Annotated in this window: 16 protein-coding genes and 1 pseudogene; 5 read left to right on the top strand and 12 right to left on the bottom strand. The window is 47.2% G+C overall.

Features of this window, described 5'->3' with window-relative positions; all coding sequences use genetic code 11:
• The 10 genes from HY879_04550 to HY879_04505 all read right to left on the bottom strand — a co-directional run.
• Positions 1–531, bottom strand: a 531-nt coding sequence (locus HY879_04550) for a hypothetical protein (protein MBI5602605.1), incomplete at its 3' end; no start/stop codon positions are given.
• A gap of 48 nt (positions 532–579) precedes the next feature.
• The gene (locus HY879_04545) at positions 580–2,349 is read right to left on the bottom strand and encodes an ATP-dependent helicase (GenBank protein MBI5602604.1); all 1,770 of its coding nucleotides are present in this window, start codon (positions 2,347–2,349) and stop codon (positions 580–582) included.
• A 2-nt stretch (positions 2,350–2,351) separates the two neighbouring features.
• Positions 2,352–4,166 carry an AAA family ATPase gene (locus tag HY879_04540; protein MBI5602603.1) on the bottom strand — a complete coding sequence of 605 codons (1,815 nt, stop codon included), beginning with the start codon at positions 4,164–4,166 and terminating at the stop codon, positions 2,352–2,354.
• Positions 4,167–4,512: 346 nt separating this feature from the next.
• Positions 4,513–4,713, bottom strand: coding sequence for a hypothetical protein (locus HY879_04535; protein MBI5602602.1), 201 nt, complete (start codon positions 4,711–4,713; stop codon positions 4,513–4,515).
• 19 nt (positions 4,714–4,732) lie between these two features.
• Entirely contained in the window at positions 4,733–5,089 is a 357-nt protein-coding gene (locus HY879_04530) for a DUF4276 family protein (GenBank protein MBI5602601.1), read from the bottom strand.
• A gap of 10 nt (positions 5,090–5,099) precedes the next feature.
• Positions 5,100–6,704 (bottom strand): putative DNA binding domain-containing protein, encoded by a 1,605-nt coding sequence (locus HY879_04525; protein MBI5602600.1) that lies wholly within the window; start codon positions 6,702–6,704, stop codon positions 5,100–5,102.
• Between the two features lie 136 nt (positions 6,705–6,840).
• Positions 6,841–7,125, bottom strand: coding sequence for an ORF6N domain-containing protein (locus HY879_04520; protein ID MBI5602599.1), 285 nt, complete (start codon positions 7,123–7,125; stop codon positions 6,841–6,843).
• Between the two features lie 529 nt (positions 7,126–7,654).
• Positions 7,655–8,044 (bottom strand): helix-turn-helix domain-containing protein, encoded by a 390-nt coding sequence (locus tag HY879_04515; protein ID MBI5602598.1) that lies wholly within the window; start codon positions 8,042–8,044, stop codon positions 7,655–7,657.
• Between the two features lie 264 nt (positions 8,045–8,308).
• Entirely contained in the window at positions 8,309–8,680 is a 372-nt protein-coding gene (locus HY879_04510) for a DUF86 domain-containing protein (GenBank protein ID MBI5602597.1), read from the bottom strand.
• Positions 8,677–8,973, bottom strand: a complete 297-nt coding sequence (locus HY879_04505; GenBank protein MBI5602596.1) for a nucleotidyltransferase family protein — start codon at positions 8,971–8,973, stop codon at positions 8,677–8,679. Before HY879_04505 ends, HY879_04510 begins: the two co-directional genes overlap by 4 nt.
• A 422-nt stretch (positions 8,974–9,395) precedes the next feature.
• On the opposite strand from HY879_04505, the gene HY879_04500 reads away from it, so the two are divergent.
• From HY879_04500 to HY879_04490, 3 genes are all read left to right on the top strand, one after another.
• Positions 9,396–10,802: an MFS transporter gene (locus HY879_04500; protein MBI5602595.1), complete on the top strand. Its 1,407-nt coding sequence runs from the start codon at positions 9,396–9,398 to the stop codon at positions 10,800–10,802.
• 80 nt (positions 10,803–10,882) lie between these two features.
• Positions 10,883–11,494: an MBL fold metallo-hydrolase gene (locus HY879_04495; GenBank protein ID MBI5602594.1), complete on the top strand. Its 612-nt coding sequence runs from the start codon at positions 10,883–10,885 to the stop codon at positions 11,492–11,494.
• 464 nt (positions 11,495–11,958) lie between these two features.
• Positions 11,959–12,264 (top strand): helix-turn-helix transcriptional regulator, encoded by a 306-nt coding sequence (locus HY879_04490; GenBank protein MBI5602593.1) that lies wholly within the window; start codon positions 11,959–11,961, stop codon positions 12,262–12,264.
• Positions 12,265–12,378: 114 nt separating this feature from the next.
• Here HY879_04490 and HY879_04485 read toward each other — a convergent pair whose 3' ends face one another.
• Entirely contained in the window at positions 12,379–14,577 is a 2,199-nt protein-coding gene (locus HY879_04485; protein ID MBI5602592.1) for a xanthine dehydrogenase family protein molybdopterin-binding subunit, read from the bottom strand.
• Positions 14,574–15,041, bottom strand: a complete 468-nt coding sequence (locus HY879_04480) for a (2Fe-2S)-binding protein (protein ID MBI5602591.1) — start codon at positions 15,039–15,041, stop codon at positions 14,574–14,576. The genes HY879_04485 and HY879_04480 overlap by 4 nt, the downstream gene beginning before the upstream one ends.
• A 317-nt stretch (positions 15,042–15,358) precedes the next feature.
• Here HY879_04480 and HY879_04475 point away from each other — a divergent pair.
• Positions 15,359–15,547, top strand: a pseudogene (locus HY879_04475) (helix-turn-helix transcriptional regulator).
• A complete protein-coding gene (locus HY879_04470; protein MBI5602590.1) occupies positions 15,548–16,021 on the top strand; it encodes a hypothetical protein in 474 nt (157 codons plus the stop codon). It begins immediately after the preceding pseudogene.
• The last annotated feature ends 163 nt before the right edge of the window (positions 16,022–16,184 follow it).

The following is a 16,184-nucleotide window of genomic DNA, read 5'->3' as shown; positions in this document are numbered from 1 at the left end:
AGAGGCCATGACTGCAAGGGAATCGCCGAGAATGAACCGATTGGTCCAGTCCATAGGCCATTTGTAAAACTGCACGGCCTCCCGGTATTCCTGCTCGGGGTCGAGAAAGAGGTCTCGCTGAGGATTCTCGCGCTTGGCTACCTTCAAAATCGCCTGGGTGGAAAGACGTTCATGAATATGGAGGGCCACGGGATCGGCTACGCACCACTGCTGTTCGCGCTTACCCGCCCATTCAAGCCACGGTTCATGGTTGCCCATGGCCTCCCGAAGTGCCTTCAATTCCTCCGGCTCAAGCTTCCTCCGGCCCGATTCTTCAATAAGCTCGCTTATTTTGTCGGCCTTGCCCGTTCCATCGAACCGAAGAGTCGGCGAAAGGTGGGGATTATAGGCATATTTCAATTTTCTCTCTCTGAGTATCTCACCCCGAGCCGTCAATCCCGCAGGAGGAATATTTAGCCTCGTCACCCCCAAATGCCTCAGATCCAGAACTCCGTTTCCCGACGTTCCTTCAGTTTTTTTCTTCCTGGCCATTTGCCTTTTACTCCTCCATTATTTTTTCAAAAAAAATTTAATGCCGACTTATAAGAGTGTGTCACACCTTGGTAAATCAAGGTATTCTTTCAATATAAAACGGCTGGGTCTATTTTTGTAATGCTCCTCATCAGTTACGTACATCAAAAAACGACGCGCTCTTGTTATGGAAACATAAAGCAATCTCTTCGCCTCATCAATTTTCTTTAAATCACTGTCTCTTATTGCTCGAAAATCGGGTACCCGGCCATCATGCAGGTCAATAATGGCCACGGCATCGAACTCCCTGCCTTTGGCTCTGTGCATGGTCAGCAAATGAAGATTCCTGTCGGTGCTCGCAAAAAGCCCCAAGTCTTCAACTTGCAAGTTTTTTATATCAACCTTATTCTTTATCATGTCTTGAATGATTTCATTTGCGGATTCAATCAAAGCTCCACGAGAACAACTGGGTATTAGTCCAGCCTCGCAAAGACAGGTTTCAAAAGTTTCAGACGATACCGCAAGCCATTCAGCGGCACTGAGGGTGGAATTATATGCATAACTTCCTAAGTCGATAAGTTTACGGATAATAATATTTCCCTCATAGGAAAAAACAGAGAAGGGTCTCTTCCCTGTCATGTTATTAACTAAGAGAAATAGTTCTTTCTCGATCTGATGAAAGGTCTTATGGATTGGGTGGGTAATATACACACAAACCTGTTCTGCAAGAGTTGCAAAGAGATGAGACTTCTTATAGGGGCGAGCCCCGGGTCCAACAATGGGAATCCCATAGTCTCTTAGACTACGTCCGAGATGTAGGAGCTTGATCCACCACGGCGCCAAAATTGCAGCCTTGCCAATGTTGATTCCTAAATCCTCTAAGGCTGGTAGAAAATAATCGGTGATGGCCTCGAAAGCTGATGAGGTATGGACATAGATTGGCTCAACATCTTCACCTGCTGTTTCGCCAACACTGTACATTCGAGGAGTTCGGGGACACAATTTTTCTGCATGCTTGATAATTCTGCTGCTTGACCGATAATTTGCATGCAGCTTAAAGCGGGACTCTGCTGATATTTCTTGTGCAAATGTTTCCATAAGTTCAACACGGGCTCCCGCAAAACCGAAAATTGATTGATACGGATCACCAACCATGAAATATTTAGTTTGGCGGAAATTGGCAATCGCTCTAATTATTTCAATCTGAAGAGAAGTCGTATCTTGGAACTCGTCAACCAAAAGCCATGCGTATTTACAGGCAAGTGAATATGCAATGCTTGGCCTTTCTGATAGAAGGCGATAGGCATAATAGATTATATTCGGAAAGTCAATGAGACCCTGTACCTGTAACCTATCCCAAAAAGAAAGAGCGATATCTTCATTAAGTTCGGGGGTAACAATAGGGGTGCCATCTGACTCTCGATTGAACTGTTCAAAATATTCGCGAAAATTTTCTGGTATCCCATATTCTCCCAGCACGTCCGTCGCAATTCGTTGAAATGTATCATTATCTGGAGTTACCACAGAAAAGCCCTGGGCATACTCTGGTATACGCCAGGAAAAATAATTAAGAATATTGACGAGGCAAAAAGAATGAATCGTAGAAATATCACAAAAGTCCTCATCTCCACATTTTCCGTATGCACGAAGACGATCCTCGATTTCATAAACGGCAGCGTTAGTATATGTGAGACATGCGATCTTGCGGCTTGTCCCTCTGACCTCATCCAGACAATATAGTAACTTTGCAACAAGTGTCCGGGTTTTCCCACTTCCAGGGCACGCAACAATTAGAGTATTCCCTTCATGTTTGACAGCGTCTCTTTGCTCTTTGCTCAACTTCATAGTTCAAGCCAATTAACCGCATCCTTAATATATTTTGGAATTGCTTCGGCGCCGCCGATATGCTTTGATAATATTTGTGCAAATCGTGCTTTTCCGATTCGTTTTGCAGTGGAAAGAATTGGGTCTCTGAGGCTTGAAATCAATTCCTTTTGTTCATATGAATTAAGTTTTCCTGTTTTAATCAACTGGTCTGCGTTTTTCAATATTTTTGATACCTTAGAAGCACCGCATTCGGTAGTGGCGGCTGAAAGACAAATTAGAAGACCTGGAATTGTAAGGGCACGCTCGAAAGTCGTCTTGCACCGAAATATCCCGACAAATTCGCTTTTTAGCTGGTCAAGATCTGGCACTTCGGCCAAATCGTCTTCATCGCCTTCCTCACGTTGAGCGTCACTGGGTATTAAATCGCCATCGGCAATAATGACGCATTTTTTTGGCAGCGCCAATTCATTAAACATTTTCGCATATACATGAAAATGGGTCCCGTAAATAGGTATTACAGAGACCCCGTATCGTTCCAAGTCTATGCCCATTATCTTTTTCACCAATGGGGGTATAACAAAAAGCTCAGCAGGCCCTTCAACGAGGATTACTTTTCGGGCATAGAGCATTGTAGAACGAGTTGCGTCAAGATACCTCTCCATATCAGCAATCTCTGGCTGGGACAAAACATCATCAACACCTGGAGTAGTACCAGTTGTTCTGGGCTGGCCATTATTGGTAAGCAAAACTATTGAGTCAAGGTTAGCAGCAGACGTTATATGGGTACTATGGGACGAAAGTATGGTCTGAAAAGGCTTATTCTTAAGGATTTCATAAAGAACACGCTGTAGTTGCGGGTGTAAGTGCGCCTCGGGTTCTTCGATCAATAGGATTTGACCAGCCGTCTTTCCCGATTTAAATCTCCTTTCAAAACTTTCAAGAAGCATACTGATGTAAAGTATATTGTTTAACCCCAGCCCATTCCGATATGTTTCAAAATCAGTTAAGGCGCAATCGCTCAACAGCACAGTTAATGACCGTGATATGGACATGAAAGATGGAGGTGCCACTCCTAAACGAACTCCTATGTCAAAGGCTTCACCAGCCGTCCTATGAAATGCTTCGTTGATTGCTTCACCAGTTTCATGAATAGTCTGCCTTTGGGAGATCTCAGTATTGGCATGTTGCAGAATATCAACCAACTCATTCTTTTCGGCCTCGGGGATGTCACTTGCATCGATTAATTTAGCTAAGGGTGACTGGCGACTTTGTCTCAAATCCTGGTTGACGTCCCTTAACGCATGGAGAAAAACAACAGCAAATTGCTGCAGATCTGAAAAACGAACGGATGGTCCCAGATCTTCCGACCATCCAACCGTCGCAGGATCGCTCGCACCCCCACCGGTCAGTTCCCAGTGGTAATCTTCAATTGTCAAACTTCCGTCTTCAAGCTCTCCGTTTTCTATCGCTTCTCTAACTGACTGCCTTGGTCGGAAACGATAACTGATCCGAGCAATATGATTTTCGTCATCTACCTCCCAGCAACCTACCAGAGCGGTTTCGCTTACCTTTCCAAAATAATCACTGAATTCGATAGAAATCACAACTTGATTGCCCTGCGCAATCGAAATTCCAGAATGGATGTCTTCTTCAGATAAGAGGCGATAAGTTGATGAAAGGTTGGCATCGATAGCCAATCTTAATGCGAAAAGAAGATTACTTTTCCCTGTGTTATTCTCCCCAATCAGGCAAGTGGCCCCCGGACTGATGGGTACGTTCAATAGTTCAAAATTTCTGAAATTCCTGATCACTATACGCGATATGAACATCGGTCCAAACCCTCACTTTCCTATTTACCCCATCCTTCGACTAATCCTCCAACTGCTCATCCTTCCCTCATCCCCAGCACTTCCCAATACCCACCTTTGGCCGGACCGATACGTTTGAGGAGGTTGGTCTGCCGTTTTTGATGCCCTTGATGTTGAGAGTAGCTTCGGTTCTTCCGGAGGGGTTGCCAAATCCGCTCATCCCCGGCCCTTTTTCTTCGCGAGCAAGGCAAGCACTGCATTCCCCATCGGAGTTGTGAGGAAGTATTTCTGCTTGCTGCTGCAGGGCTTGTCCGGGAGGGACGGAAGAGGGGACATTCTTTCTGAACGTGCATAACTTTCCAGGCATTTAATCTTCCCTGAATATATCACGGTTTTCCGCCACCCCTCTTTTTCTTTCCCAACTCATATCATTTTCCAATATCCTTGGCCTGATCCTCCACCTCTGGCCCTCTCCCCATCCCCACCACTTCCCAATGCCCGCCTGCGTAGCTTTCTTGCCCACAGTTTTGAGCATGTCATGAACAGCCTTGGGTATCTTCCTCGACATCCGGACTCTCATATTTCATTCATGAGGACAATTCCTGCAAAGCTTCCCGGAAAATCTGGGAACTTTTTGAACGATTCCGTTCGGGGATCATGTATTTTGAAATTGTTCTGGCCGTTTCCACCTTGGGCATCCCAGACATCCCACTGGAATAATAACCGGCCCTCTTTAAAACCCGTTCCAGGCCTCCCAGGTTCCTCCTGCAATGGTATCCGGATTTCGGTATTTTGGCTTTATTGCCGATGGATGAAGGTACACGTGGATAGGCTTTAACCAGGGCCTCCGGGTCCCCGAAAAACCAGGCCTCCAATTCATCAATAGCCAAGCGATTAACAACCTCAAATTTGCCTTTTCCACCATCTGCCGATTCAAAACCCAAGATCGCCCCTTTATTGTTTAATCCAGTAACCTCCAAATTTACGACTACCCCTAAACACAATTTCGTTTTCGGACTTTAAGCGCTGAAGCCAGCGTTCCAATGTCTTAAGAGGCACTTTCAAAGCCTTAGAAATTTCAGGCGCCGGAAGACCTGGGGTTTCTTGTATAAACTTCAGCAAGACCTTTAATCCCTCATTTACTCCCCCACTTATACCCTCACTTATACCCTCATCTCGGGTTGTTAATGCCCGGTATCCCCCAGACCGGCGCCCCCCTTCGTAAACAATTTTATTTTTTTGTTTCAGAGCTCTAACCCAGCGTTCTAAAGTCTTTATTGGAACATTCAAGGCCTCGGAAATTTGAGGCGTCCTAAGTCCCGGGGTGCTCCGAATAAATTCCAGAACATTCTTTATCCCCTCACTTACTCCCTCACTTATACCCCCATTTACTCCTCCACCTTGTGCTGCTTTCGATCGAACAGGGGATGGTTTTTTAATGGCTTCCTGGGGGCCTTTCCTTTGAAAAGTAACGGCAAACCAATCGGAGTTGGCTTCAATAAGAGGGCAATCAAGACCGTAGGCGGCCATGGCGTCCCGAATCCTTTTTATGCCGGAACCGATATGCTCCACCAGTTCCATCCGGGCCATTAGAGAGAAAAGCAATAGATTGCGGGGGCGGCTCACACGGCCTAAGTCTTTCATTTTAAGGCCGGAGACCAGTCCTCCGGGATTGCTGATTTCTACCCGGTCACGAAAAATATGAACCTGAATATCGGAGGTGGAACGGTAATCCCGGTGGGCCAGGGCGTTCAACAAGGCCTCCCGTAGGGCTTCCTCCGGTAGTTCCAAAATTTCTTCTCGCGGCCCTCCCTTGATGACATATTCCGTATTTAAATGGGACATCAAGTAGGATAAGGCACTCTGATAATTTTCGGTTATGCTTCCTTGATAGATGGCGTGATCGAGGACCTTGCTCTTGGAAGTCCCCTGAAAAAGGGCACAGGTAAGCGAAGCTTGCAGAAAAAACTGTGAGACTTTTTTGCCGAACAATAAAGCACCGGCATTAGTCATTCCCTGATCGGTCAAGACTTTCAAGTTGCGTAATACATCTTCTTTTCTAAGACCGGAAGGGATAGCGGCGGTCTGGACGAAATCGAGGTATTTCCGAGAATCGAAATCCCGCCTCATACCGAAGTTCCGGCATGGTTGTTCGTCAAACCGAATCAGGCCTTCTCGAAAGAAGAACTCCCGGATTTCATCCCGCTTCATCTGTTGGCTATTGGAGGCTTCCCGGATGTAAAAAATTCCATTGGCCGAATAGGGTTTGTTGGGTCCGGTTGGAACGGTGACCACTAAGATGTCAGTTACAGTTTCAAAATCCAAGAGGACCGGAGGATCAATGTTTCGGGCGATGTTTTGAATTTCAGACTTGGTGCGATTAAGATTCTTAATACCAATTTTATGACCCTGGTCATCTACTCCGATCAAAATCCGGCCGCCGGAGGCATTGGCAAAGGCACATATCTCTCGTCCCAAATGGGAAGGGGTCATTTTAAATTCAATGGTGAATCCTTCACCAATCCTGATGAGTTTATCTAATTCGGTGGATGTCATCATCTGAAAAAGGTCTGCTCTTACCTCTTAGTATCAAAATTGGATCAAAAAACTTCCCCCCATTTTTCCGATTGTCGTTGATTTTTCCTGATCCTTCTCATCCCCGGTTGGATTGGCCAAAACAACTTAGACAAACAATTTAAGCCATAACATCGGTAAAGGCATAAGGGAGGACCGGTGAAAAGCGAAGTCGAGAAAGGTGGTCACAATTTGTGACCACCTTGAGTTTTTCTTCTGGAGTCAGTTGAAACATGAAATCTCCCGGGAAACGGTCCTTGTTGCGTTTTACTGCCTGATTGAGGACCTTTGTTGTCACTCCATAAAGCATGGCCAAATCGGCATCAACCATGACGCGAAGTCCGCGAATCTGCAAAATGGACTGCTCAATTCTCCCGGCAGGAATGACGGTCAAATCAAAATCCATTTCGATTTTCTCCTTTCGTCAAAACAAAAACACCAACTTCTTTTTCAAAAACCAACGAAGAGAGGGGACATCCTGAACGTGCATAACTTTCCAGGCATCTAATCTTCCCTGACGATATCACGGTTCTCCGCCACCCCTCTTTTTCTTCCCCAACTCATATTATTTTCCAATAACCTTGACCTTCGCAAAGGCAACGGCAACTTCTTTTTGCGTAATCGCCTTGAGTTCGAACAAAACTGTACCTGGTATTTTACGGATATTCTTTTTCCTCTTCGTATCCTCCAGGGTAAAGTAATTCGGAGGTTCCCCGAAATGTTGCCAGACCCTGGAAAGTTAAAGATTACTTAATCTATTGATTCCTCAATAAAACTTGTCTTAATTCTATATATAAAATAATGGCAAAAGCAACTTAAAAATAATACCTAACAGAAAGATCCTTGGTAAGTTTCCTTATTTACTTGATAAAAAGAGAAGGTCTTTCAAGGAAGAAATAGGAAGGGTTCAGTCGAGTACGGGGCGTGGGGGCTTTTTAAAGTGCTTCATGGATCAGACCACGGCCAAGCCGCTTCGCTTGCTTCTTAACTGGACCCCCTGTTTTTTTAATCGGCCGGGATTTCGGGACCAATTTGATTTCCAAACGGCACCCTACAGCCTGGGCATATTTTTTTAGGGTGGACAGGGAAGGGGCATGCTTGCCCGAGGCCTCCAGCCGTGAAATGGCGCTTTTGGTCGTTCCCATTAAACCGGCCACCTCTTCCTGGGTCAAACCCATCCGGGTCCGGGCGGTCAACATCTCGCGAGCCAGACGGTACCCCTCTTCCAGTGCCTCGTATGCTTCCCGGAATCCCTTCCGTTTCAGGGCTTTTTTAAGAAAAGCCTCATGATCATGGGAAACCGGTTTGTAAGTGATATCATCCAAATGAGGAAAAGGGGACGTTCTTTCTGAACGTGCATAACTTTCCAGGCACCTAATCTTCCCTGAATATATCACGGTTTTCCGCCACCCCTCTTTTTCTTTCCCAACTCATATCATTTTCCAATATCCTTAGCCTGATCCTCCATCCCAGACCCTCTCCCCCCCATCCCCACCACTTCCCAATACCTACCCGCGTAGCTTCTTGTCCACGGTCTTGAGCATGTCATGAACAGCCACAAAGAAAGGGGGGAATACACCACTCCTCACCTATTCCATCTTTTCCTTATCCAGTTCACCTTTTTTAAGGTCATTAATCATACGTTCGATCTCAGCTTTGATTGCCGGGAATCTCTTTCTGATGACCTCCCAGACAATTTCATAATCAACCCCGAAATAATGGTGGCGGACTTTATCTCTGATTTTGGCCAGGTCACTCCAAGGCAAGCCCCTGTATTTGTCTCTGACCTGTTTGGGTATGTTTTTTGCTGCTTCCCCGATATTTTCTATTTTCCAGACAACGGCACTTCTCGTTTTATCATCCTTATAAAATCGGACATAGTCCATTTCCCCGATAAATTTTTCGATACTTTCGATGGCTTCCAGGATATCCTCCACAAACAAAAGATAATTACGGGTCATATATACCGTACCTCCCTGAGTATGCCTTCTTTGATAACCGGCCGTATCGCTTCCTTCCGGACTACGTCCACCTTTTTGCCAAGAAGCCTTTGTAGGCGCCTTTCCAGCTCGATAAACTTGAGAAGGTCCGGGATTTCTTCAAATTCCACGAGGATATCAATATCACTTTTCTTTTTCTCTTCCCCTCGCACCCATGACCCGAAAATGCCAAGTTCCTTGATCTTGTATTCTCCAAATAATCCTGTTTTATTCTTCAGCAGGGTTTTTGTAATTTCGTCCAATGATTTTTTCATGCTTCCCATACCTCCCACAAAAAAGGAACTGAAAAAAATTTTCTTATCTTCGTATCCTCCCGGTAATGTAATTCGGGGTTTCCCCGAAATGTTGCCAGACCCTGGAAAGTTAAAGACTACTTAATCTATTGATTCCTCAACAAAACTTGTTTCAATTTTATATAAAATAATGGCAAAAGCAACTTAAAAGTAAAACCTATAGAAAGATCCTTGGTAAGTTTCCTTATTAACTTGATAAAAAGAGGAAGATCTTGCTTTTAGCTGGAATAAATATTAAATATCAAAAGGGTCAAGAGAAAAACGGGGAGTGGAAGACGAAGGGATTGAGAAGGATTATTATAAATTCATGACCAGGAAAAATAATAAAATTGGGGCCTGACGAAGAGAAGCCGGGACACTCGCCAGCCGATTCAGAATCTGCCATGGATCAAAAATCCGTCCAAAATTCCGCCTTGATTATTGCTGTCCTGACCTCTTTTATGACCCCCTTTATGGGGTCGGCTATCAATATTGCCCTGCCGGACATCGCCCGGGAATTTAATATGGATGCGATTACGTTGAGTTGGGTGGCCACTTCCTTTCTTTTGGCCTCGGTTATGGTCCTGGTACCTTTCGGCAGACTGGCTGATATCTACGGAAGGAAAAAAATTTTCACCTATGGGATTCTCATTTTTACCATCGCCTCTCTTCTGTCCGGTCTGGCGTTCTCCGGTCCTGCGCTGATCCTGTTCCGAATCTTTCAAGGGCTCGGCGGCTCCATGATCTTTGCCACGGGAATCGCCATCCTGACCTCGGTCTTTCCCCCCCGGGAAAGAGGGAGGGTTCTGGGGATCAACGTGGCGGCCGTTTATTTGGGTCTCACCCTCGGCCCTTTCCTGGGTGGGATTTTGACCCATTATCTGACTTGGAGAAGTGTTTTTCTGATCCATCTTCCTTTTGGGTTCATTATTATCTTTCTCCTTATGAGTAAAATAAAAGAGGATTGGGCCGACGCCAAAGGAGAATCCTTTGATTTAACCGGGTCAATCCTCTATGGAGCGGCTATCCTGGTCTTGATATACGGCCTGTCTAAACTGCCGACCATCAAGGGTTTATGGATCTCCTTGCTGGGTTTTATGGGTATCGTGATCTTTGTCCGATGGGAGATTCGGACCAGGTTGCCGGTCTTTCAAGTAAAGCTCTTTACCACCAATCGAGCCTTCGCTTTTTCCAACCTGGCCGCCCTGATCCATTATTGCGCCACTTTTGCCATGACCTTTCTGCTTAGCCTCTATTTTCAACAGGTGAAGGGCTTAAGCCCCCAATCCACGGGCCTGATCCTGATCGCCCAACCTTTTATGATGGCCGTCTTTTCCCCTTTTGCCGGAAGATTATCGGATCGCATCGAACCCCGGATTGTAGCCTCCATCGGGATGGGAGTGACCACCATCGGGTTGGTTCTTCTCTCGACCATCAGCAACAACCTGGCGGTAGGGTGGGTGGTCTTTTATCTGGCCCTGACCGGATTTGGTTTCGCCCTCTTTTCCTCCCCCAATACCAATGCCATCATGAGTTCGGTAGAAAGACGCTTTTATGGGCTCGCTTCGGGAGCGGTGGGCACCATGCGTCAGTTGGGGATGATCATCAGTATGGCCATTGTTACCTCGGTTTTATCGGTACTCATCGGACCTGTTCCTATTTCACCGGACAATTACCAGGCCTTTCTTAAAGGAATGAAATGGGCTTTTATGATTTTCACGGTCTTTTGTTTTGTGGGCATTTTCGCTTCCCTGAGCCGGGGGAAAATGAGAAATGCCGAGGAATTATCTAAATCCTCGTTAAATTCATAATGGCCAACCGTGAATTGGCATGGTACCGGAAGAGGGGACGGAACCCTCAACGTAAATATTAATGAAAAAGGGAGGGAATCATGATCGTCAGGCAAATACCCGTTGGTTCTTATGATGTTTTCAGTTACCTGATCGGCTGTCCCAAAACCGGGGAGGCCATGGTTATTGATCCGGGCGGGGACGTAAATCATATCATTGCCCTGGCCCAGAAGGAAGACCTGCACATAAAATATATATTCAATACCCATCACCACTTTGATCACACCACCGGCAACGAGGCCTTAAAAAAACGGACCGGTGCAAAAATTGTCCGGCATGCCCTGGAAGATGATCTTGTTTCCGGTAGTCCCAAAGCAGACATCCGGTTGAAAGACGAAAAAACCTTTAAGGTGGGGGAAATCACCTTTCAGATTTTCCATACCCCGGGCCACACACCGGGCGGTCTCTGTCTCTATGCCGAAGGCCAGCTTTTTACCGGCGACACTCTTTTTGTGGGCGACAGCGGCCGCACCGATCTGCCAGGGGGACACCGCCCCACCCTGGGGGCATCTATCCGCCGGCTGATGAAGCTCCCGGACGATACCATCGTCTGGCCCGGCCATGATTACGGCCCGACACCCAGTTCAACCATAGGAAATGAAAAGCGGACCAATGTCAATGCCAAAGAATATGGCTATTTTGTCAGGGACTGAACTGTAACCCCTCGATGTCTTAAAAATGAGAGGATAAGAAACTCAAAATTAATTGAAATTTGCACAAAAAATTGTGCATGATTTAAAATTTTTTAGACTTAATTCCCATATTGATGGGAACCTATCTTCATATCTAATCCAATAATGGAAAATTTAATAATACTCACCTTTACCTGAAAATCCCCTTCAATTAGACTATACCCTTATAACTATTCGATATTAATATTAAAATATTAATTAACCCTTTTTGGCGTCCGGCTTTCCATTCTTTTCAAAATATTATCCTGAAGTGGTATTGGATTTGCATTCAAAAAGAATTTTAATTTACTCATCGGGCCCACACCGCCAATTCATTGATATTAAACCGCCATGCCCCGCCTTTTGGGGCATGGCACCACGAAACATGAAAATAGGCTCCTTGGAAGACGGATGCTATTTTCGAACCAAAAAAGGAGATTAGTGATATGAAGGAGCCCATTCTTCACGGAAAAGAGATTTTTATGGGGGATGAACCATCGCACCTGAAAGAACTTTCCGAAATACCATGGCAATCCCAAATAAAGGATCCCCCGAATATCAGTATATCCGTCAGAGAAAAAGAAGTATTGCAGTGGGTCGAATTGGGGAAAAGTACTTTGGAGATCTCTCTGATACTGGGCATCAGTCCGAGGACGGTCAACTCCTATATTTATAATATCATGGAAAAACTTGAGGCGGTAAATCGACCGCAGATGGTTGCCATTGCCCTTAGAAAAGGATTACTTCAGTGAACCAATACCCATGGGCTGGGTCCTGTTCATAAACTTATTACTATATGGATGGATTTTGCCGGGATCAATTCTTTGGACCCTGGAGGCCCAAGAATTGATCCCGGAGGGAGGCGTTTATTTTTTCCTGATGGCTGCCAGGATACGATCAGGGGTCAGGGGGATTTGCCGGATGCGGGCCCCTGTGGCGTTAAAGACGGCATTAACCACGGCCGGGGCAATGGGAGGCACCCCCGGTTCGCCGATCCCGCCGACTTTTTCTTTGCTTTTGATGATATGGACCTCGATCTCCGGGACCTGGCTCATCCGGATGACACTATAGTCGTCGAAATTGGCGGATTTTACCCCGCCGTTGGCAAACTGCACCTCTTCCTTGAACACGGTGCTAAGGCCTATAATAATCGCCCCTTCGATTTGGGCCTTGATAATATCCGGGTTCACTGCCAGGCCGCAGTCCACGGCGGCCACCACCCGATTGACCTTTAAGGCCCCGGTTTTTTCATTAACCGCCACCTCGGCCACCTGGGCCACATAGGTCCCAAAGCAGTGGTGCTGGGCAATGCCCCGGCCCTGACCCTTGGCTAACGGCTTACCCCAGCCGGCCTTTTCAGCCGCCACCTTAAGGACATTTTGTGCACGCTGGTCTCCTTTTAAATGGTCCAGACGAAAGGTCAGGGGATCTTTCCCGGCAGCCTGGGCCATCTCGTCCATAAAGCATTCCACCACAAAGGCATTCGGGCCGTTTTGAACCGAGCGCCAGGGGGCGACCGGGACGGGCAGCTCCGAGATCAGGAATTCAAGATAGAAATTGGGGATCTCATAAAAGATTCTATTTCCATCCGGGGAGCCAGGGAAATCAACCAGACCCCAGAGGCTCATGAAGTCAATCCCATTTTGTACCGCTTTGGGATCGATATCCTTCATAAGGGAAGAGCATACGGCCTTGTGGGACCAGCCGATCAATTGGCCCTGGTTGTCCAGGCCGGCCTCGATCCTTTGAGATGTAGCAGCCCGGAAGGGATCATACTTGATGTCCTCTTCCCTGGTCCACATTACCTTGACCGGTTTCCCGATCACCTTGGAAGCAATAACCGCCTCGACCACGAAATCCGGTGCGGCCCGTCTTCCCAGCCCGCAGCCCATATGGGTCGTATGGATGTTGACCTTTTCCGGCGGCAATCCCGAGATCTGGGAAGCCACGATCTGGGCCACGGTCTGGCTCTGGGTAGGAACCCAGACATCGCACTGATCCGGACGCACATGGGCGGTGCAGTTCATGGGTTCCATAGTGGTATGGGCCACATAGGGCACAAAGTAGGTGGACTGAACCTTTTTCCCGGCCCCCTCCAAGGCCTTCTTGAGATCCCCCTTTTCAACGACCTTGGCCCCGGGTTTATTAAGTTCCTCCATAAGGGTCTTTTCAATAAAATCATTATCCAGTCGGGGATGGGTCCCCTGGTCCCACTTGACCTTCAGGGCATCCCGACCCTTCCAGGCGGCATCGAGGGACTTGGCGCAAACGGCTATTCCGTGGGGGGTCGGAATGACCTTGACCACTCCCTTGACCTGTTCGGCCGCTTTTTCGTCAAAAGAAAGGGGCTTGGCCCCGTAGGCCGGCGGACGGGCCAGCACGGCCAGGTGCAGGTCCGGCATATTCACATCCAGGCCGAAGACGGCCTTACCGCTCACCTTTGAAGGGATATCTACCCGGGGCACAGGCTGCCCGATATAACGGAACTCGGTCTCCTTCTTGAGCGGTGGATCTTTGGGGACCTGCAGCTTGGCCGCTTCCAGACAGAGTTGTCCATAGGTGAGGCTTCGGCCGCTCTTCTTGTGCTTGACCATTCCCTGGATGGCCTGACACTCCTTCTCCGGGACCTTCCATTTTGAGGCAGCAGCCATCAGCATCATGGCCCGTCCGGCCGCACCGGCCTGGCGCAAAGGCTCATAGAATCCCCTCACACTGGCGCTTCCCACAGTGATCTGCAGATGCATGAAGGGGCTGAAATATGCTTTAGCCGCCGGACCCTGCTTGACCCGAACCTGTTTCCAATCGGCCTCCAGCTCATCAGCCAGGATCATGGAAAGGCCGGTGTGGGTCCCCTGGCCCATTTCGGAGTTACCGATAAAAGTCGTAACGAGATTGTCAGGGGTGATCTCATACCAGACGTTAGGTTTGAACCCCTTCAGCGCTTCCTTGGATTGGGAAGCATTGAGCAATCGGGTCCCCCAAGGGCCGACAGAAACCGCGATGGTCAATCCGGTGACCGTTAAAGAGCCCTTCAAGAATTGACGACGGGTTAGGGATGGTTTCATGATTTCCGGCCCTCCTTTCTTTTGATCTCAACGGCGGTTTTGATTCCCTTCTTGATACGCGGATAGGACCCGCAGCGGCAGATCACATCATCCATCCGGGTGATGATTTTTTCAGGGGTGGGGGTTTTTTCCGAATCCAGGAGAGCGGCTACCTGCATGATAATTCCCGGCTGGCAATACCCGCACTGGACGACCTGTTCCTGGATCCAGGCTTGCTTAACCGGATGGTTTTGGGGAAGGCCTTCGATGGTCGTTATGGCCTTGCCCTGGACATCCCCCACTAAGATCGAGCAGGACCTCTCCGCCTTGCCGTTCACATGAACCGTGCAGGTCCCGCACTCTCCGATCCCGCAACCGTATTTGGTCCCCATGAGATTAAGATGGTCTCGAAGGACCCAGAGCAGGGTCGTGTCCTTGGGGACGTCCACCTTGTACTTTTTACCATTCACCTTGAGAGAAATCATATTGCCTCCTTATCCTAAGGAATTTGGATAAAACCTTCAATCGTTCGGTGTTCGTCGTTCGGCGAAAAATAGAAAGTTAACCTTTAAAACTCATAACGGAAAGCCGAAAATTTAGAGTGTAACGGTAGGTATATAATTGGAAAAATGGTAAGTCAAGAAAAAAAGGGCGGTCGCAGGGTTCAGGGTGCAAGGAGGGAAAGGCACAAGGTCCAAAGGAAAATAAAGGAGAGGTCCCACCGAGACCCCAAAAAACCATTGACAAATGACCCACGGTCATTTAATCTAATGCGAAAGTCTAAGGAAAGAGGGTCAGGGCCATTAAGCAGCGAGCGACCAGTCATGATGAAAAGCAGGAAAGACGGGAAACCATTCTGAACGCTGCCGGTGAACTTTTAGTAAGAGATGATTATCACGACATCAGCATCGCCAGCATTGCCCGTAAGGCCGGTCTGGCCAAGGGGACGATTTTTTTATATTTCAAGACGAAAGAAGAACTGTTTCTGCAATTGCAGATCAAAGGATATCAATCCTGGTTTAGAGCCATCAATGAGCGATTACAGAGATTATCCCGGCAAAAACAGGGGATTAACATTCAAGAATTTGTGGACACCATTATGGATTCCTTAAAGGACAATCCGGCGCTAATCCGGCTGACGCCTATTCTTCACGTAATTCTGGAGCGGAACATAGACTATCAGACCGCGCTGGATTTCAAGCGCTGTTTGCTGAATGAAATAGTTACCACCGGTCGTTTGATCGAACAGTGCCTTCCTTTTCTCCGAAAGAATGACGGGGCACGGTTGCTGCTCTATTTTCAGGTATTGCTTATCGGGCTCATCCAGATGTCCCAGCCCGCACCCACGGTCAAACAGGTCATCGAGGATGAAAGAATGGAGGTGTTCCAATTGAATTTTGAAGAAAAGCTGTCGGAAATGATGGCACTGCTCATCAAGGGCATGAAGGCGACAAGCCGGGGGTAAAATTTTTTTCTTTCATAAATGACCGTTGGTCATTTAAATAAGACGGCTACGATGCTCCTTCTCAAGAGGAAGATAGAAGGACCTTTATAAGGAGATAATGATTATGAGTATCTTTTCATCTACAGTAACAACAGAGGTGTCTGTTAATCAACTAGAGGCTTTT

Source organism: Deltaproteobacteria bacterium (assembly GCA_016219225.1).
In the GTDB taxonomy this organism is placed as follows: domain Bacteria; phylum Desulfobacterota; class RBG-13-43-22; order RBG-13-43-22; family RBG-13-43-22; genus RBG-13-43-22.
The sequence above is the reverse complement of the archived record's forward strand: the minus strand, read 5'-3'. Positions and strand labels throughout refer to the sequence as shown.